We start from the raw sequence: 17322 nt of genomic DNA on the forward strand, positions 1-17322 counted from the left end.
GAGTTTAGATGTGAACCATTCTGCAGGCTTCCTCGCCAGCTCGAATCCAGGCCTGCAATATCGCGCTGATTTCAGTTTACGTTTCCCTTAATACTGAAGATATACTTGTCGGCCTGCGATTTGCGAAGTTGCGTCACTCGCGTCATTGTCACACCCAAGGTGCGAGGCCTTCCCCGATCGGGAGAGGACAAGCGAGCACCAACAACTGGGGTGGGTCCTACGTCATGATGGGTACGATTCGGCGCCGTTCCCTGCGCGGCCTGGCGCTTTCGGGAGTTTCCGCAGCCCTCCTCTGCGCCGGCGTCGCCGGGGCCTCGGCCGGGGCCTTCGGCATCCGCGAGCAGAGCGCCCAGGCCCAGGGTCTCGCCTGGGCGGGCGCCGCCTCCGGCTCCGGCGGCGTCTCCTCGATGTTCTGGAACCCCGCCACCGTGACCATGCGGCCGGGCTGGGTCACCGAGCAGAACCTGTCCTTCATCAACCTGTCGGCGAAGATCACGCCCGACGTGGGCACGAACCCGGCCTTCGCCCGCCTCGGTGACAGCGGCGAGATCGGCCAGGGCGCCGTGGTTCCGGCCGGCGCCACCTCCTACCAGCTCAACGACCGCCTCTGGGTCGGCATCACCTCCGGCGCGCCCTTCGGCCTCGTGACGAAGCCGCGCCAGACCTGGTCGGGCGAGCTCTACGGCCGGTCCAGCCGCATCTTCTCCCTGGCCTTCAACCCGGTCGTCGGCTTCAAGGTCAACGAGTGGCTCTCCATCGCCGCCGGCCCGAACATCGAGTACTTCAAGCTCGTCCTGCGCCAGGCCCTGCTCTCGCCGCTCAGCACCAATCCGGCCGCCCTGCCGAGCTCCGGCCTCAAGGGCGATTCCTGGGGCGTCGGCTTCACCGCCGGTGCGCTGATCACGCCCTTCGACGGCACCGCGATCGGCGTCGGCTTCCGCTCCTCCGTCCATCACGACATCGGCGGCCAGCTCATCCTGCCCGGGCCGCTGGCGGCGCTCGGCGGCGACGTGAAGGCCAAGCTGAACACCCCCGAGAAGCTGAGCGTCGGCCTCACCCAGGCGATCACCCCGGTGGCGCGCCTCAATCTCGGTTTCGAGTGGGACAACTGGAGCCGTCTGGGCACCGTCAACGTCCTCCTCGACCGGACCGGTGCCGTCGCGACGCAGCTGCCGCTGAACTACAAGGACGGCTACACCTACTCGATCGGCGGCGAGTACGACTGGTCGCCGGCCCTGACGGTCCGCGCCGGCGTGGCCTACGAATCCTCCCCGATCGATTTCTCGAACCGGTCGGTGCGCCTGCCCGATGGCGACCGGGTGAACGTCTCGGTCGGCGGAAGCTACCGCTGGAGCGAGAAGCTGACCCTCAACCTCGCCTACTCGCACTTCTTCGTCGACAAGGGACGGATCCTGGCCGGCCCCGGCCGCGACTACAACGTCCAGAACGTGGTCTTCGCGGGCGTCGCCGACAGCAGCGCCGACATCGTCTCGGTCGGCTTCCGCTACGTGTTCGGCGAGCCCGTGGCGGCCGCGCCGGCCCCCCTGGTGCGCAAGTTCTGAGGACGCACGACGCTCAGGGCGGCGGAGCCGGTCCGGTCCCGCCGTCCGCGAAGCGCTCGACGAAGAAGATGCGGTCGTGGCCGGGCGGAAATTCGCGGATCCGCCCGCACTCGGTGAAGCCGAGACGCTGGTAGAAGCCCGGGGCCTGGAAGGTCCAGGTGTCGAGCCAGATCCCGGACAGGCCCCGCCGCCGCGCCTCCGCCTCGGCATCCCGCATCAGGCGGCGGCCCAGGCCGCGCCCCCGGGCCGGGCCGAGGGCGAGCAACTCGACGAACAGCATGCCGTAACCGGTCCGGCCCCAGAGACCGCCGACGATGGCTCCGCCCGCGTCGCGTACCGTGAGGGCGAGCAGGCCCCAGTTCCCATTCGGCACCTGGGCCTCGTTGTAGGCGACGAGGGGCGCCAGGATCGCGGCCCGCATCGCCGGGTCTGGTTCCGCCTCGAGGCGGACGGTCCAGACCGGCGCCTCCACGCCCGCGCTCACGCCTTCATGCGGACGTAGGTGCCGGGCGCCGGACCGAGGGAGGCCAGGCCGCCTTCGCCCGGCACCCGTGCCGGTACGCGGGCGGGCGCCTGGTGCTCCAGCCACTGGAACCAGTACGGCCACCAGGAGCCCTTGGTCTCGGTGGCCGCCGCCATCCAGTCCTCGAACCGGCCCTTGGCCGGCCCCCCGGTCCAGAAGCCGTATTTGGGCTTGGCCGGCGGGTTCACCACCCCGGCGATATGGCCCGAGCCGGCGAGCACGTAGTCGACCGGTCCGCCGAACTTCGACGACCCCTCGAACACCGACAGGGCCGGCGCGATGTGATCCTCCTTGGTGGCGAGGTTGAAGATCGGGATCTTCACCTTCTTCAGGTCGAGCCGGACGTTGCCGAGGATCATCTTGCCCTGCGCGAGCGTGTTGTTGAGGTAGCAGTTGCGCAGGTAGAACGAGTGGTTGGCCGCCGGCATCCGGGTGGAATCGGCGTTCCAGTACAGCAGGTCGAAGGGCATCGGCGTCTGGCCCTTGACGTAGTTGTTGACCACGTAGGACCAGATCAGGTCGTTGGGGCGGAGCATGTTGAAGGCGGTCGCCATGCCGGTGCCTTCGAGGTAGCCGCGCTTCTGCATCCGCGATTCGATCAGGCGGATCTGATCCTCGTCGGCGAACACCTTCAGGTCGCCCGCATGGGTGAAGTCTACCTGCGTGGTCAGGAAGGTGGCGCTCTTGATCCGCTTGTTGCCGGTGGCGGCCTGCATCGCCAGGGTCACGGCCAGGAGGGTGCCGCCGACGCAGTAGCCCGCCGCCGCGACCTCGTTCTCGCCGGTGGCGACCCCGATGGCGTCGATCGCGGTCTCGATGCCCTCCCGCATGTAGCTCTCGAAGTCCTTGTCGGCGTGGCGCGCATCCGGGTTGACCCAGGAGATGCAGAACACCGTCAGGCCCTGGCTGACCATCCAGGCGATCAGGCTCTTCGAGGGGTTGAGGTCGAGGATGTAGAACTTGTTGATCCAGGGCGGCACGATCAGGAACGGCCGCTTGAGCACCGTGTCGGTGGTGGGCGCGTACTGGATCAGCTCCATCAGGTCGTTCCGGAATACGACCTCACCCGGCGTCACCGCCACGTTGACCCCGACCTCGAAGCCCGCGGCCGGATCGGTCTGGCGCACCCGGAGCTGGCCCTTGCCGGCCTCGATGTCCTCGGCGAGCATCTTCATGCCGCGCACGAGGTTGGCGCCGTTCTCCTTCAGGGTGTACCGGATCAGCTCCGGGTTGGTCATCACGAAGTTCGACGGCGACAGGGCCCCGGTGATCTGGCGCAGGTAGAACTGCGCCTTGTGCCGCGTGTGCTCGTCGATGCCCTCGGCCTCGTCCACGAGGCCCTCGGCCCAGCGGGAGGTGATGAGGTAGCTCTGCTTGATGAAGTCGAAGATCGGGTTGGTGGACCATTCCGCGTGGGCGAAGCGGTTGTCCTTCGGCTCGGGCTGGGCCACGGGCGCGGCGGCCTCGCCCTGCAGGCGCTGCCAGGTCGAGCCCCAGAGGGTGATGAAGGCCTCGCTCAGCTTGGTCTGCGCCTCGACGGTCTTCTTCGGGTCGGAGAGCCAGGTCTCGGCCACGCTGCCGAGGGTGCGGACCACGTCCTTGACCTCCTCGGGCGGTTCGACCGCCTCGACCGGCAGGGCGTCCGGCGTACCGACGGGTTTCATGTAGCGTGATGCGGCCCGCCCGAATTCCTCGACCAGCAGGCTCGCGTTGCGGGACAGGGCCTCGATGTCGGGCAGCGGTGTCGTCCGTTCGGTCGTCACGCGTGCATCTCTCCCCGAGTGTGGCCGAACCTTTCGCCGGGCGACGCCTGCCGCGCGGCCCGGGGGGCCTCGTTTCCGACAAATTAACGCGCCATCGCGGAGTTCCGCCAGAGCGCACGCCTCCAAAACGGCCGACTTCTCCATGTCCCGGCTTCACAACTCCCAGTTTGTCGCGGTCGTCGCCGTGGCCGTCCTGCTCGCGGGATGTTCCGGCGACCTGAACCCGATGCGGATCGCCTACGGCACCGGCGAGGCCGGACCGCCCGCCAAGGCGCCGGACTTCGTGGCGCAGTCCCGCCGCGGCAGCGACGACTTCATGCCGGTGGGGGTCTCCGCCCCGCCCCGGCCGATCCGCGCCAAGACGCCGGAGGGCACCAAGGCCCTGGAGGCGGAGCTGGTCGCGGCGCGGGGGCGCAACGAGGCGCGCGGCCGCTCCGCCGAGGGCACGGCCCAGGGCGCCAAGCCCTAGGGAGCAGGCCGCCGGGGATCCCGAGATATCGTTCGGCGTCGGGGCACAAAACTGCTAGACCGGAGCCGAGCGTGCGAATTCTGCGACGGCCCTGCGTCAGGCAAGGCCGTCAAAAGACGTCCGGATTCCGCCCGAGGGACCGCCGGACGAGACCACGCTGCCGTCTCGGGATGATGACAGCTTCGCGCCGGGTCACGCTCGCCGCCTCGCGCCCAAACTCGTATCCTCGCTCGTTTTCTCGGACATCGTGAAGGCCATGACCGACTTCCACCGCATCAAGCGCCTGCCCCCCTACGTGTTCGAGCAGGTGAACCGGATCAAGGCCCAGGCCCGCGCCAACGGCGCCGACATCATCGATCTCGGCATGGGCAACCCGGACCTCGACGCCCCGAAGCACGTCATCGCCAAGCTGGTGGAAACCGCCGGCCGTCCGCGCACCGACCGCTACTCCGCCTCGAAGGGCATCGCCGGCCTGCGCCGCGCCCAGGCGAACTACTACAAGCGCCGCTTCGGCGTGAGCCTGAACCCCGACACCCAGGTGGTGGCGACGCTGGGCTCGAAGGAGGGCTTCGCCAACATGGCGCAGGCGATCACGGCGCCGGGCGACGTGGTGCTGGTGCCGAACCCGAGCTACCCGATCCACGCCTTCGGCTTCCTCATGGCCGGCGGCGTCATCCGCTCCGTGCCGGCCGAGCCGACGCCCGCCTTCTTCCCCGCGGTCGAGAAGGCGATGCAGCACTCGATCCCGAAGCCGGTGGCGATCGTGGTCTGCTACCCCTCGAACCCCACCGCCTACGTGGCGAGCCTCGACTTCTACCGGGACCTCGTCGCCTTCGCGAAGCGGCACGAGATCATCATCCTGTCGGACCTCGCCTACGCGGAGGTCTACTTCGACGGCGATCCGCCGCCCTCCGTGCTCGAGGTTCCGGGCGCCATCGACTGTACGGTGGAGTTCTCGTCCCTGTCGAAGACCTTTTCCATGGCCGGCTGGCGCATGGGCTTCGCGGTGGGCAACGAGCGCCTGCTCGCGGCGCTGACCCGCGTGAAGTCCTACCTCGATTACGGCGCCTTCACGCCGATCCAAGTCGCCGCCACCGCGGCCCTGAACGGGCCGGAGGACTGCATCGTCGAGATGCGCGGGATCTACAAGAAGCGCCGCGACGCGCTGGTCGAGTCCTTCGGCAAGACCGGCTGGAAGATCCCGACCCCGTCGGCCTCGATGTTCGCCTGGGTGCCGATTCCCGAGAAGTACCAGGCCCTCGGCAGCCTGGAGTTCTCGAAGCTCCTCCTCGAGAAGTCGGACGTGGCGGTGGCCCCCGGCATCGGCTTCGGCGAGCACGGCGACAACTACGTCCGCATCGCCCTCGTGGAGAACGAGCAACGCATCCGGCAGGCCGCGCGCAACGTCCGGCGCTTCTTCGAGACCTCGGACAAGACCCTGCACAACGTGGTGCCGATGCCCGAAGCGTCGCTCTCGAAGGCCGGCTGAGGCGTCATCGCCCGCATGTTGCGGCCGGGAGACAGCCGGCCGCAAAGCTTGCCGAAACGCGCCGACGTGCTTGTCACGGCGGTGTGCGCTCAGCAGGGTCGCAACGAAGCCGCGCCGCAAGTCCTGTTTGCGCGCGGCGCGTTCGCCGAGGCCCGAGGATCGTATGCGTCGCCTGACCCTTGCCGTCGCCCTGTTGCTGAGCGCCTCCGCGGGAGCCTGCGCTCCGAAGCCGATCGTCGCCCGCGACCCGGTTCCGGCGCCCGAGCCGACCCTCGGCTACGAGTGCACCTCGCGACCGACCGTGCTGAACGGCTTCTACTCCAGCTGCGAGCCGTCGCTCCAGGAGCGCTCGGTGGTGCTCCGCGCCAAGGGCTGAGCGTGCCGAAAGGTGTCGCAGGGCCGGGCCGATGCCCGGCCTTCGTCGTTTCGGGGCCGCCCCGCGCGGCGGCTTTCCCACAGGACAGCGACGAATGTCGCGCCGGCGCGACCGAACGGATACGGACAGGGGCGCAAGATTGGGGCATGGTGCCCCCGGGCGCGTCCCTCCGGGTCTTCAGGCTGCCCGCCGGAGTTTGATCGTGGTGCTGATGATGCGGACCCTCCTCGCTGCTGGCCTGATCGGTCTCGGGTTCACCGTCGGCGCCTCCGCGCAGACCCTCTATCTCGGCGCGAACGGCCCCGTGGTGCTGCCGACCAGCCCGAGCTCCGGCCGGCCGATCCCGGACGTGCCCGAGGCGGTTCCCGTGCCGAGCGTGATGAATGGCGGCGGGTTCGGCCTGACCGGAACCGACTATTTCAGCGACGGCCTCAGCGAGGGCCCGCTCAACCAGCGGCACCGCCCGCGCGAATTCGTCCTGTCGCCGGCCCGCATCGGCCCGCCGGACTACGTTCGTCCCGCGCTCCGCTGACGCCGGTCGGCCAGGCGCGCGCACAGGATGCCGGCCGCATAGGCGACGCCGTTCCAGGGCGAGAACACCCGTCCGATCAGCAACTTGCCCGCCAGCGTCAGCCGGAAGGCGTCGAGGTCCGGCGTGTGAATGAGCCGGAACAGCTCCACCGCCAGGGCGATCGCCGCCGCCACGGCCACGATGCGCCAGCGCGGCAGCGGCAGGACGAGGCCGACGAGGCCATAGACCATCGCGCCCCAGAGGACCGATCCACCCCATTTGACCACCGGCCCCGGCAGCCCGAGCCCGAGGAGGCGCAGGGCGAGCCCGGCGGCGATCACCAGCGCGGTGCCGACGAGCAGGCGCAGCCGCGCGCGGTTCGGTCCTGTCATGCGGCGGTTCTCCTGACGGGAGCGCGCCCCCCGGTTTTCAGCCCGCGCCGTTTACACCATCCGGCCGGCCCGGTATCACCCCGTCCCACACCCCGAACACACGAGCCCGAAACACCAGATGCGCGCCGAGATCGAACAACTCTCGGATGCCGCCAAGCAGTCGATCGGACTGCTGAGGAGGCATCTTTGACTGGGATACCGTCGAGAAACGCCTCGCGGAGCTGAACGCGGCTTCCGAGAACCCCGAACTCTGGAACGACGCCGAGGCGGCCCAGAAGGTCATGCGCGAGCGCACCCAGCTCGATGACGCCGTCACCGCGATCAAGAAGCTGAGCCAGGAGCTCGAGGACGCCCACACGCTGATCGAACTCGGCGAGATGGAGGGCGACGAGTCCACGATCCAGGAAGGCGAGGCCGGCGTCCGCGCCGTCGAGAAGGAGGCCGCGCGCCGCCAGATCGAGACCCTGCTCTCCGGCGAGGCCGATGGCTTCGATACCTATCTCGAAGTCCATTCGGGCGCAGGCGGCACCGAGAGCCAGGACTGGGCCAACATGCTCCAGCGCATGTACGGCCGCTGGGCCGAGCGCCGGAAGTACAAGGTCGAGATCGTCGAGTGGTCGGACGGCGACGAGGCCGGGATCAAGGGCGCCACGCTGCTGATCAAGGGCCACAACGCCTATGGCTGGCTCAAGACCGAGTCGGGCGTGCACCGGCTGGTCCGCATCTCACCCTACGATTCGAGCGCGCGCCGCCACACCAGCTTCGCCAGCGTCTGGGTCTATCCGGTCATCGACGACCGGATCGAGATCGAGATCAAGGAATCCGATTGTCGGATCGACACCTACCGGTCGTCCGGCGCGGGCGGCCAGCACGTGAACACCACCGATTCGGCGGTGCGCATCACGCATATCCCGACGGGCATCGTGGTGGCGTGTCAGCAGGAGCGTTCGCAGCACAAGAACCGGGCCACCGCCTGGAACATGCTGCGCGCCCGCATGTACGAGGCCGAATTGAAGAAGCGGGAGGAGAAGGCGAGTGCCGAGGCCGCCGCGAAGACCGATATCGGCTGGGGCCACCAGATCCGCAGCTACGTGCTGCAGCCCTACCAGCTCGTGAAGGACCTGCGCACAGGCACCCAGTCCACCGACCCCGATGCGGTGCTGGACGGCTCCCTCGATCCGTTCATGGAAGCCTCGCTGGCCCAGCGCGTCTATGGCGGGGCCGACGTGGTCGAGGACATCGAGTAGGGCGCCCGACCCCACGTCGCCAGCGTCACTTGTCCAGCGTCACTTTCCCCATCGTCAGGCGGCGTCTCCCAGTTCCGGGGAGGCGCCGCAGCGATTCGATCGTGCGGGGGAGCCCGTTTCGGCAGACGGTCCCGTCGGCGGTCCCGCCTCCCGACGTGGGGGCGGCGGAGAGCCGGTCAGAGTGCGTCGGCGGCCCTGAGGAAGCGCACCGGGTCCACCGGCTCGCCGTCGATGCGGGTCTCGTAATGCAGGTGGCTGCCGGTCGAGCGGCCGGTGGAGCCGACGCGTCCGACCACCGTTCCCGGCTCGACCCACTGGCCCGGCGTGACGTCGAAGGCCGAGAGGTGGGCGTAGCGGGTGACGAGGCCGTGGCCGTGATCGACCTCGACCATGTTGCCGTAGCCGCCATTGTAATCCGCCACCGTCACGCGGCCCGCCGCCGTGGCGCGGGCCGGCTCGCCGGTCTCCGCCCGCATGTCCATGCCGGTATGCATCGCGTAGCCGCGGGTGAAGGGATCGAGGCGGGCGCCGAAATTGCTGGAGAGGCTGATCTCCCCGGATAGCGGACGACGCACGGGGAGGGCGGCCGTGATCCGGCGGAGGCGCGCCTCCTCGGCCAGGGAGCGCTGCACCTCCGACAGGGACAGGGCGAAGGCGTCGCCGCTCAGGGGCACCAGCGGACCGCCGATGCCGGTCGGGCGCTCGTGCTCGAAGCGGGCCGGGTCGAGACCGAGGCGGGCGACGAGGCCGCGCAGGCGCTGCGCGCCCTTGCCGGCCCGCAACCCGAGGGTGGCGAGCACGCGGGACTGCGCTTCCGCGAGGCCGTCCAGGCGCTGTTCCAGGGCCGCGACCTGACCCTCGACGACGCGGGCGGATTGGCGCCCGGGACTGGGCTCGGCCTCGGTCCGGAGCCGAAGCGCATCGGGCGTGGGGAAGGGCTTGGCACCCGACGGGGGACCCGACAGGGCTCTGGGCGCCGGCTCGGTCGCCTCGATCACCGGCGTCGGAAGTGCCACTGGGGCAGTATCGCCCGCGAGGCTGGCGATGGCGGCCTGGCGGGCCTCCATGGCGGCCTGCCGGCGCGCCAGCTCGGCCATGCGCTGGGCGAGCCCATCGCGCGACGCCGTCTGCTCCATCGTCACCCGGTCGAGCTGCAGGCGCAGGGTGCCGATCCGCTCCTCGTAGCCGTACTGGATGGCGCTTTGCTGCGAGACGAAGCGTGCCAGCACCTCGTCGTGGAAGACGAGGTAGTACGTCGCTCCGCCAGCCCAGGCGACGGCGGCGGCCAGCGCCCCTGCGAGGAGGCGTGACCGCAGCGTTGAAGCCGGGGTGGCGGAGACGACGCGGTTCGCCGTCGAGGAGGGTTTCCGGGAAGACGATGACATGGGACGCGTGACCTGATCCACCCCGTCACCCTGCCCGAATCAGGGTTAACGAACCGCCAAGGCGCCGCCCCGGCGATTCACCCTGTCGACTTTCGTCCTCAGGCCAGGTCGCGCGCGGCGGCCAGCACCTCCCCAGCGTGGCCGGGCACCTTCACCTTCGGCCAGATCCGGGCGATGCGGCCATCGCGGTCCAGCAGCATCGTCGTGCGCTCAACGCCCATGTATTTCCGGCCGTACATGCTCTTCTCGACCCAGACGCCGTAGGCCTCGAGCATCGCCTTGCCCTCGTCGGAGGCCAGCGGGAAGGTGAGGGCGTACTTGGCGCGGAACTTGTCGTGGCTCTTGGCCGAGTCCGGGGAGACCCCGATCACGATGGTGTCAGCCGCGGCGAAGTCGGGGCCGAGGGCGTTGAAGCCCTGCGCCTCCAGGGTACAACCGCTCGTGTCATCCTTGGGGTAGAAGTACAGGACCGCCTTGCGGCCCTTGAGCGCTTCGAGGCTGATCGTCTCGTCGCCGGCGCCCGGCAGGGTGAAATCGGGCGCCTGATCTCCGGTATCGAGGGGCATCATGCCTTCCTTTCGGCCGATTGATGGTGTGCCTCTGGCGTTGCACCGCGACGGCAGCCCGACGCCCCGGCGCACCGGGACCGACGAACGCCAAAGACCCGCGAAAGCTGAAACCCGTAGGACTGCCGCTCGATAGCCCGAGGGGACTTTCCGATCCAGCGGCACAAGGATTGATGGACCAGGATACGGCCAAAGGTTTGCGGCCCGCGCGGCCCGCCGCACGGCGGCGGCCGCTGCTTTGGATTGCGGCCGTCCTGGTGGTGGGCCTGTTGGTCGCCATCGGCGGGGTCATCGGCCGTCTGTCGATGGGGCCGCTGCGCATCGACGGGATGTCGGAGCGGGTGGCCTCGGCCATCGCCGGCAGCATCGGTCCCGGCTGGCGCGTCGCCCTCAGCGACAGCGCCCTGGAGCTCGATTCGGAGCAGTCACTGGCCCTTCGCGTTTCCGGCCTCGACATCCACAATCCCGAGGGCGCCCTCGTGGTCCGGGCGCCCCTGGCCGTGGTCAGCCTCGACACCTGGAGCCTCCTGCGCCTCGCGGTGCAGCCCCGGGCCATCGAGTTCCGCGACCTGCAGATGACGGCCCTGGTCCACCGCAACGGCAGCATCGCCTTCGCGGCCTCCGACAGCAGCCAGGGCAATGCGGTGGTGCCCCACACCCTGCCCAGCGTCGACGCCGCGATCGGCCACGTCTCGCCGATCTCCGCCGGTGTCGCCTCGATCTTCGGCGTGGTGCTCGATTCCGCCGGCGTCATCGGTGCCCTCGATCGGGCGCGGATCACCAACGGACGCCTGACCCTGATCGACGACGATGCCCGCCAGCGCGCCGTCTTCGAGCACGTGAACGGCCTGTTCCGCCGCGATGCCGTGCGCGACGCCCGGGTCTTCGAGCTGCGCATCGACGGCCCGCACGGGGAGTGGCGCTTCGGCGGCGACCTGCACGAGGCCGGCGGCACCAAGCGGACCGGCATCATCACCCTCGACGACCTGCCGATCACCGACCTGCTCCTGCTGTCCGGCCAGTCGAAGCTGCCGGTGGACACCGACCTCAAGCTCTCGGCCAAGGCCGACGTGGCGATCGATGCCGGGCGCATCGAGACGATGACGGCGGAGATCCGCACCGGCGGCGGCAACGTCCTGATCGAGGAGAAGGACTTCAACCCCGTCACCATCGACAGCCTGTCGGCCGCGGTGAGCTGGGACGAGGCCGGCCGGGCGATGAAGCTCGACGCCCTCGACTATCGCGGGGCCGGCAACGCGGTGCACCTCACCGGCGCCTGGACCGCCGCCCCGCCGGGCGCCGAATCCGCCTGGACCCTGGAACTGGCGGGCAAGGACGCGGTGCTGCGCGGGGCCAATGCGGCCGACAAGCCCGTCAGCCTCGACACCGTCTCGGCCCATCTCACCGGCAAGGCCGGCGGCGTCGTGATCGACGATTTCTCGGTCCGGGCCGGTGTCGCCAACGGCCGGATCACCGGAACCATCGGGACCTCCGCGGACGATGACGGGCTGACCCTGCACATCGCCGCCGCCGACACCGATGGGCGCATGGCGCTCCGCCTCTGGCCGGAGCACGTGGCGCCGCCCGCGCGCAACTACCTCGTGGACAACCTGCGCGGCGGCAAGGTCAACACGGTGGACATCACCGTGGACATGAGCGGCTCGGAACTCGCCGCCGCCACCCGCGGCGAGCCGATGCCCGACAACGCGGTCCATATCGATTTCGCGGTCTCCGACGCCACGCTCATCGTGGTGCCCGACGCGCCGCCCCTCACGCGGGGGCGGGTGACCGGCACGATCACCGGACAGACGACCAAGATCCGCAACGTCACCGCCGATGTGCGCATGGCGGACAACCGGACCCTGTCGATCTCGGATGGATCCTTCGTCATCCCGAAGATCACCCCCGACACGGTGACGGCGCAGATCGGGCTGCGCCTCAGCGGCGGCGCGGACGCCCTGGTCTCGCTGCTGCAGACCAACATGTTCAAGACGCTCACGGGCCTCGACCTCGATCCCGGGACGGTGAAGGGTGCCGCGGACCTGCGCATCGACTTCCCCCTCAACCTGAAGCACATCCCCGACCTGCCGGACCTGCCGGTGAGCATCACCGGGACCCTGTCGGACATCGCGGTCGACAAGGTGTTCGGGAAGGAGCGGCTCGAGAGCGGACGCTTCACGGTCCTGTGCGACCGGGGTGCCTTCTCCCTCAAAGGCGACGGCCGCGTCATGGGCACCCCCATCACCGTGGACCTTCGCCAGCCGAAGGCCGGCGCCCCCGGCGAGGTGAATATCGGCCTGGCCATCGACGACGCCCTGCGGGCCCGCAAGGGCCTGCCGGTGGCGCCCCAGATCACCGGCACCATCCCGGTCCGCCTGACCCTGCCGATCGGCCGGACCGGGTCGGGCAAGCCCCCGATCCGCGTGGAGGCCGATCTGACCCGGATGGGCACCGACGGGCTCCTCCCCGGCGTGACCAAGGCCGTCGGCAAGGCCGGGCGCGCGAGCTTCACCGTGAGCGAGGGCGCGAACGGCAATCAGGACCTGCGCGACCTCGTGGTGGAGGCGTCGCCGCTGATGGCGCGCGGCAGCGCCAGCCTCAACGGCGATGGGGGACTGGAGCGCGCCGATCTGACGGCGCTGAAGCTCTCGCCCGGGGACGACATGCGGCTTCAGGTCGACCGCAGCGGCGGCAACGCCTATCGGGTCACCGTCCGGGGCGCCGTGGCCGATGCGCGGCCGTTCCTGCGCAGTCTCGGCGGGCCGGACGTCAAGGGAGCCCGGGACGCCAGCCCGAAGGATGTCGAGGCCGATCTCAACCTCGGCATCGTCAGCGGCTTCAACGGCGAATCCCTCACCAATGCCAGCGCCAAGCTCTCCCTGCGCGGCCGCGACCTGCGCAGCGGCCGCGTCCAGGGCAAGTTCAGCAGCGCGCCCTTCACGGCGCAGGTGACCCACACCGATCGCGGCGGATCGAGCGTCACCATCGAGACGCTCGATGCCGGCTCGACCCTGCGCTTCGCCGACATCTACAAGCGGATGTACGGCGGCAAGCTGATCATGACGAGCGCCCTGAACGACGGGCCGCAGCCGGGCTCCGTCCAGATCCGCAACTTCATCCTGCGCAACGAGCCGGCCCTGTCGAGCATCATGGCGCAGGGGCCCGCCACCAGCGAGGTCACGGATGCGCGCGGCCGGAAATACGTGGTCCAGAATTCCGGCAACGACGTGGAATTCGACCGCCTGCGAGCGATCTTCACCCGCACGGGGAGCCGGATCGACATCAGCGACGCGGCGATCTCGAACCCCGCCATGGGCTTCACCATGACGGGCTACCTCGACACCGCCAAGGAGCGCACCGACATCAACGGCACCTTCGTGCCCCTCTACGGCCTGAACAACGTCGTCTCGCAGCTGCCGATCCTCGGCCAGCTCCTCGGCGGGGGCCGCAACGAGGGCCTGTTCGCCCTGAACTTCCGCGTCTCCGGCCGCCTCGCCAAGCCGGACGTCAGCGTGAACCCGCTCTCGGCCCTCGCCCCCGGCATCCTGCGCAAGCTGTTCAGCGCCGGCGGCGGCAATGACGGCCTCGCCGCCGGCACGCCGATGAACGAGACGGAGCGCTGAGGGACCGGTCCGCCGGCGGGTCGGTCCGAACGCCATCGGCCCGACCGCAGGCAGCCGCGATCAGCCGGCGCCGCCGATGCCGTCGAGGTCCGCCATCGCGTCCTCCGGCAGCCTCAGGGCTGCAGCGGCCATGTTCTCGCGCAGGTGCTCCGGTGACGACGTGCCGGGGATGAGCAGGATGTTGGGGGCCCGGGCCAGGAGCCAGGCGAGCGCGACCTGCATCGGCGTCGCGCCGAGCCGGGCGGCGACGGCCGACAGCGTGGTCGATTGCAGCGGGCTGAAGCCGCCGAGCGGGAAGAACGGCACGTAGGCGATGCCGGCGGCGGCGAGGTCGTCGACCAGCGCGTCGTCCGCCCGATGGGCGAGGTTGTAGGCGTTCTGCACGCAGACGATGGGTGTGATCGCGCGTCCCTCGGCCACCTGCCGCGGCGTCACGTTGCTGAGCCCGATCCGGCGCACGAGTCCCTGGCGCTGCAGGTCGGCGAGAACCCCCAGGGGCTCCGCGATGGAGCCCTCGGCGGGACCGTGCGCATCGAACATGATCCGCAGGTTGACCACGTCGAGCGTCGCGATCCCGAGGTTCCGCAGGTTGTCGTGGACGGCGGCGGTCAGGTCGGCGGCCGAGGTGGCGGGGATCCAGGAGGCGTCGGGGCCGCGCCGTGCCCCGATCTTGGTGACGAGGACGAGATCGTCCGGATAGGGGTGCAGCGCCTCGCGGATGATCTGGTTCGTGACGTGGGGCCCGTAGAAGTCGCTGGTGTCGATGTGATCGACGCCGGAGGCCACCGCCTCCCTTAGCACGGCGACGGCGCGCGGCCGGTCCTTCGGTGGGCCGAACACCTGTGGTCCGGCCAGCTGCATGGCGCCGTAGCCCATCCGCTTCACCGTCCGGTCGCCGAGCCGGTAGGTCCCGGCCATGTCGAGATTGTTCGGGGTGACAATGTCGTTCGCCGTGTCGAGATCGTTCGGGGTGACAAGGTCGGTCATGGGAAACTCCTCTGCGATGAGTTCCACCTAGACCCTGCCACCCCGCGCGATAATCCGGCATAATGTGCACGGCCCGTGCGGAAATGCGAACAATGAGCCGAGATCTCGGAGAATTGGCGGCCTTCGTCGCCGTGGCGGAGGCGGGCGGCTTTCGCGACGGCGCCCGAACCAGCGGGCTCAGCGCCTCGGGGCTGAGCGAGGCGGTGCGACGGCTGGAGACCCGCCTCGGGGTCCGGCTCCTGAACCGCACCACCCGCAGCGTCGTCCCGACCGAGGCGGGCTTGCGTCTGCTCGAGCGCCTGAAACCCGCCCTCGGCGAAGTCGCGGCGGCGGTCGACGTGGTCAACGGATTTCGCGACCGGCCGGCCGGAACGCTGAAGCTCAACGTGCCGGTGAGCGCGGCCCGGCTGGTGCTGCCCGGGATCGTCCCGCCCTTCCTGGCGGCCTATCCCGACATCCGCCTGGAGGTGATCGCCGATGACAGCTTCGTCGACGTGCTCGCCGCGGGCTGCGACGCCGGGATCCGCTACGACGAGCGCCTGGAGCAGGACATGGTGGCGGTCCCGATCGGCCCGCGGGTGCAGCGCTTCGCCACCGTCGCGGCCCCGGCCTATCTGGACCGGCGCGGCCGCCCGGAGCACCCGCGCGACCTTCTCGACCATGCCTGCATCGGCGGCCGCTTCGCCAGCGGCGCCATGCCGCCCTGGGAGTTCGAGCGCGACGGCGCGATCGTGCGGGTCGAGCCGACGGGGCCGCTGATCGTACGCGTCGGGGCGGCCACCGAGCTCGCCGTCGACGCGGCGATCGCCGGCGTCGGCATCCTCAACCTGTTCGAGGATTGGCTTCGGCCGCACCTGGACAGCGGCGCCCTGGAACCCGTCCTGGAGCCCTGGTGGCAGCGATTCCCGGGGCCGTTCCTGTACTATCCCGGGCGCCGCTACCTGCCGGCGCCGCTGCGCGCCTTCGTGGACTTCATCGGCCGCCAGCGCCGCGGGGCCTGAGGCCGGCGCGGCGCTGGCGGCCGCGTCAACCGACGCGGACGAGCACGTGCTTCTTGCGGCCGAACGAGAGCTTGATCACGCCGTCCGCGGTGAGGTCGGCCGTCCGCAGGACCGCGCGCTCGTCCGTCACCGGCACGTCGTTGACGCGCAGGCCCCCGCTCTTGATCTGGCGCCGGCCCTCGCTGGTGGAGGGCAGGAGCTTGGCGTAGTCCGGGCCGAAAGCCGAGAGGACGCCGAGGCCCGCGTCCAGGAGCTCGGCCGACACGGTGATGCTCGGCAGGTCCTGCGCCACCGTACCCTCGACGAAGGTCTTGCGGGCCGTCTCCGCGGCGGCCTCCGCCGCCTCGCGACCGTGCATCAACGCGGTCGCCTCCGTCGCCAGCACCTTCTTGGCCTCGTTGATGCCGGCGCCCAGCAGGGATTCGAGACGCGCGATCTCGTCCATCGGCAGCAGGGTGAACAGCTTGAGGAAGCGGCCGACATCGGCGTCCTCGGTGTTGCGCCAGAACTGCCAGTAATCGTACGGGCTCAGCATCCCGGCATCGAGCCAGACCGCGCCGGCGGCGGTCTTGCCCATCTTGGCGCCCGAGGCGGTGGTGAGGAGCGGACAGGTCAGGCCGTAGAGCTGCGGCGTGCCCATGCGGCGGCCGAGGTCGATGCCGTTGACGATGTTGCCCCACTGGTCCGAGCCGCCCATCTGCAGCACGCAGCCGTAGCGGCGGTTGAGCTCGACGAAGTCGTAGGACTGCAGGATCATGTAGTTGAATTCCAGGAACGAGAGTTCCTGGTCGCGCTCCAGCCGCATGCGCACGCTGTCCATCGACATCATGCGGTTGACCGAGAAGTGGCGCCCGATGTCGCGCAGCATCTCGATGTAGTTCAGCTTCGTCAGCCACTCGGCATTGTCGACCATCGTCGCGCCGTTGCCGCCGGCCTCGAAGCTGAGAAACCGCGCGAAGGTCTTCTGGATGCCGGCCTTGTTCTCCTCGATCTGCTCCAGGGTGAGGATCTTTCGCGATTCGTCGCGGCCCGAGGGGTCGCCCACCCGCGTCGTGCCGCCGCCCATCAGGGTGATCGGCGTGCCGCCGGTGGCCTGGAGCCAGTGCAGCATCATGATCGACAGGAGGTGGCCGACATGCAGGGAGGCGGCGGTGCAGTCGTACCCGACATAGGCGGTCAGCCGGCCCTCGCGCGCGGCCGCGTCGATGCCGGCGAGGTCCGAGCCCTGGTGGATGTAGCCGCGCTCGGTCAACACCTTCAGGAAGTCGGATTGCGGCACGAAGGCGTCGACGGGCTTGGCGGGGGCAGCCTGGGTGGCGTCGGGGGACATGCGAGGTTCCGGTCTGGTGGATCGCGGCGCGGGACAGGGCCGAAGGCCGCGTGATAGCACCGCACGGGTTGTTGGGGCGGCTCTTAGCAGGGCTGCGG

At 69.9% G+C, this 17322-nt stretch carries 15 protein-coding genes; 8 read left to right on the plus strand and 7 right to left on the minus strand.

Annotated features, from left to right (window positions below):
* Nucleotides 1-224: 224 nt before the first annotated feature.
* Nucleotides 225-1562: an outer membrane protein transport protein gene (locus tag ASF58_RS22735; RefSeq protein ID WP_082513257.1), complete on the plus strand. Its 1338-nt coding sequence runs from the start codon at nucleotides 225-227 to the stop codon at nucleotides 1560-1562.
* Between the two features lie 13 nt (nucleotides 1563-1575).
* On the opposite strand, the gene ASF58_RS22740 is transcribed toward ASF58_RS22735, so the two are convergent.
* Both ASF58_RS22740 and phaC read right to left on the minus strand, forming a co-directional pair.
* Nucleotides 1576-2046, minus strand: coding sequence for a GNAT family N-acetyltransferase (locus ASF58_RS22740; RefSeq protein ID WP_244477453.1), 471 nt, complete (start codon nucleotides 2044-2046; stop codon nucleotides 1576-1578).
* Nucleotides 2043-3848 (minus strand): class I poly(R)-hydroxyalkanoic acid synthase, encoded by a 1806-nt coding sequence (gene phaC, locus ASF58_RS22745; protein WP_055958037.1) that lies wholly within the window; start codon nucleotides 3846-3848, stop codon nucleotides 2043-2045. Before phaC ends, ASF58_RS22740 begins: the two co-directional genes overlap by 4 nt.
* A gap of 142 nt (nucleotides 3849-3990) precedes the next feature.
* Here phaC and ASF58_RS22750 point away from each other — a divergent pair, with 142 nt between their 5' ends.
* The 4 genes from ASF58_RS22750 (at nucleotide 3991) to ASF58_RS22765 (ending at nucleotide 6714) form a co-directional block, all read left to right on the plus strand.
* Nucleotides 3991-4317 (plus strand): hypothetical protein, encoded by a 327-nt coding sequence (locus ASF58_RS22750; protein ID WP_055958041.1) that lies wholly within the window; start codon nucleotides 3991-3993, stop codon nucleotides 4315-4317.
* A gap of 256 nt (nucleotides 4318-4573) precedes the next feature.
* Complete coding sequence (locus tag ASF58_RS22755) at nucleotides 4574-5806, plus strand: LL-diaminopimelate aminotransferase (protein WP_055958044.1); 1233 nt, start codon at nucleotides 4574-4576, stop codon at nucleotides 5804-5806.
* 163 nt (nucleotides 5807-5969) lie between these two features.
* Nucleotides 5970-6182, plus strand: a complete 213-nt coding sequence (locus ASF58_RS22760) for a hypothetical protein (protein ID WP_055958046.1) — start codon at nucleotides 5970-5972, stop codon at nucleotides 6180-6182.
* Nucleotides 6183-6393: 211 nt separating this feature from the next.
* The gene (locus tag ASF58_RS22765) at nucleotides 6394-6714 is read left to right on the plus strand and encodes a hypothetical protein (RefSeq protein WP_082513268.1); all 321 of its coding nucleotides are present in this window, start codon (nucleotides 6394-6396) and stop codon (nucleotides 6712-6714) included.
* On the opposite strand, the gene ASF58_RS22770 is transcribed toward ASF58_RS22765, so the two are convergent.
* A complete protein-coding gene (locus ASF58_RS22770) occupies nucleotides 6690-7085 on the minus strand; it encodes a DUF2809 domain-containing protein (protein WP_055958052.1) in 396 nt (131 codons plus the stop codon). The two genes, ASF58_RS22765 and ASF58_RS22770, sit on opposite strands and share 25 nt — an antisense overlap.
* A gap of 118 nt (nucleotides 7086-7203) precedes the next feature.
* Between ASF58_RS22770 and prfB the strand changes: the two genes are divergently transcribed.
* Nucleotides 7204-8332 (plus strand): peptide chain release factor 2 gene (prfB, locus tag ASF58_RS22780; protein ID WP_156375845.1). Its coding sequence is split into 2 segments (ribosomal slippage): nucleotides 7204-7272 and nucleotides 7274-8332, totalling 1128 coding nucleotides; the frame shifts between segments, so codons are not numbered across the junction.
* A 176-nt stretch (nucleotides 8333-8508) separates the two neighbouring features.
* On the opposite strand, the gene ASF58_RS22785 is transcribed toward prfB, so the two are convergent.
* On the minus strand, nucleotides 8509-9717 hold the full coding sequence (locus tag ASF58_RS22785) for a M23 family metallopeptidase (RefSeq protein WP_055958060.1): 1209 nt from the start codon (nucleotides 9715-9717) through the stop codon (nucleotides 8509-8511).
* A 98-nt stretch (nucleotides 9718-9815) separates the two neighbouring features.
* The gene (locus tag ASF58_RS22790; RefSeq protein ID WP_055958191.1) at nucleotides 9816-10283 is read right to left on the minus strand and encodes a peroxiredoxin; all 468 of its coding nucleotides are present in this window, start codon (nucleotides 10281-10283) and stop codon (nucleotides 9816-9818) included.
* A 173-nt stretch (nucleotides 10284-10456) separates the two neighbouring features.
* Between ASF58_RS22790 and ASF58_RS22795 the strand changes: the two genes are divergently transcribed.
* Nucleotides 10457-13906 carry a DUF3971 domain-containing protein gene (locus ASF58_RS22795; protein ID WP_055958063.1) on the plus strand — a complete coding sequence of 1150 codons (3450 nt, stop codon included), beginning with the start codon at nucleotides 10457-10459 and terminating at the stop codon, nucleotides 13904-13906.
* Nucleotides 13907-13966: 60 nt separating this feature from the next.
* Here the strand turns inward: ASF58_RS22795 and ASF58_RS22800 are convergent, their stop codons facing one another.
* On the minus strand, nucleotides 13967-14824 hold the full coding sequence (locus tag ASF58_RS22800; RefSeq protein WP_156375850.1) for an aldo/keto reductase family oxidoreductase: 858 nt from the start codon (nucleotides 14822-14824) through the stop codon (nucleotides 13967-13969).
* A gap of 161 nt (nucleotides 14825-14985) precedes the next feature.
* Between ASF58_RS22800 and ASF58_RS22805 the strand changes: the two genes are divergently transcribed.
* Nucleotides 14986-15894: a LysR family transcriptional regulator gene (locus ASF58_RS22805; protein WP_055958069.1), complete on the plus strand. Its 909-nt coding sequence runs from the start codon at nucleotides 14986-14988 to the stop codon at nucleotides 15892-15894.
* Nucleotides 15895-15919: 25 nt separating this feature from the next.
* On the opposite strand, the gene tyrS is transcribed toward ASF58_RS22805, so the two are convergent.
* Nucleotides 15920-17224, minus strand: a complete 1305-nt coding sequence (tyrS, locus tag ASF58_RS22810; RefSeq protein ID WP_055958072.1) for a tyrosine--tRNA ligase — start codon at nucleotides 17222-17224, stop codon at nucleotides 15920-15922.
* Between the last annotated feature and the right edge of the window lie 98 nt (nucleotides 17225-17322).

Source organism: Methylobacterium sp. Leaf125, from assembly GCF_001423085.1.
Classification (GTDB): Bacteria; Pseudomonadota; Alphaproteobacteria; order Rhizobiales; family Beijerinckiaceae; genus Methylobacterium.

What these genes read in the sequence shown, in the direction of transcription:
- ASF58_RS22735 (WP_082513257.1), top strand. Translation starts at nt 225, where the DNA reads ATGATGGGTACGATTCGGCGCCGTTCCCTGCGCGGCCTGGCGCTTTCG.
- ASF58_RS22750 (WP_055958041.1), top strand. Translation starts at nt 3,991, where the DNA reads ATGTCCCGGCTTCACAACTCCCAGTTTGTCGCGGTCGTCGCCGTGGCC.
- ASF58_RS22755 (WP_055958044.1), top strand. Translation starts at nt 4,574, where the DNA reads ATGACCGACTTCCACCGCATCAAGCGCCTGCCCCCCTACGTGTTCGAG.
- ASF58_RS22760 (WP_055958046.1), top strand. Translation starts at nt 5,970, where the DNA reads ATGCGTCGCCTGACCCTTGCCGTCGCCCTGTTGCTGAGCGCCTCCGCG.
- ASF58_RS22765 (WP_082513268.1), top strand. Translation starts at nt 6,394, where the DNA reads ATGATGCGGACCCTCCTCGCTGCTGGCCTGATCGGTCTCGGGTTCACC.
- ASF58_RS22770 (WP_055958052.1), bottom strand. Translation starts at nt 7,085, where the DNA reads ATGACAGGACCGAACCGCGCGCGGCTGCGCCTGCTCGTCGGCACCGCG.
- ASF58_RS22785 (WP_055958060.1), bottom strand. Translation starts at nt 9,717, where the DNA reads ATGTCATCGTCTTCCCGGAAACCCTCCTCGACGGCGAACCGCGTCGTC.
- ASF58_RS22790 (WP_055958191.1), bottom strand. Translation starts at nt 10,283, where the DNA reads ATGCCCCTCGATACCGGAGATCAGGCGCCCGATTTCACCCTGCCGGGC.
- ASF58_RS22795 (WP_055958063.1), top strand. Translation starts at nt 10,457, where the DNA reads ATGGACCAGGATACGGCCAAAGGTTTGCGGCCCGCGCGGCCCGCCGCA.
- ASF58_RS22800 (WP_156375850.1), bottom strand. Translation starts at nt 14,824, where the DNA reads ATGGCCGGGACCTACCGGCTCGGCGACCGGACGGTGAAGCGGATGGGC.
- ASF58_RS22805 (WP_055958069.1), top strand. Translation starts at nt 14,986, where the DNA reads ATGAGCCGAGATCTCGGAGAATTGGCGGCCTTCGTCGCCGTGGCGGAG.
- tyrS (WP_055958072.1), bottom strand. Translation starts at nt 17,224, where the DNA reads ATGTCCCCCGACGCCACCCAGGCTGCCCCCGCCAAGCCCGTCGACGCC.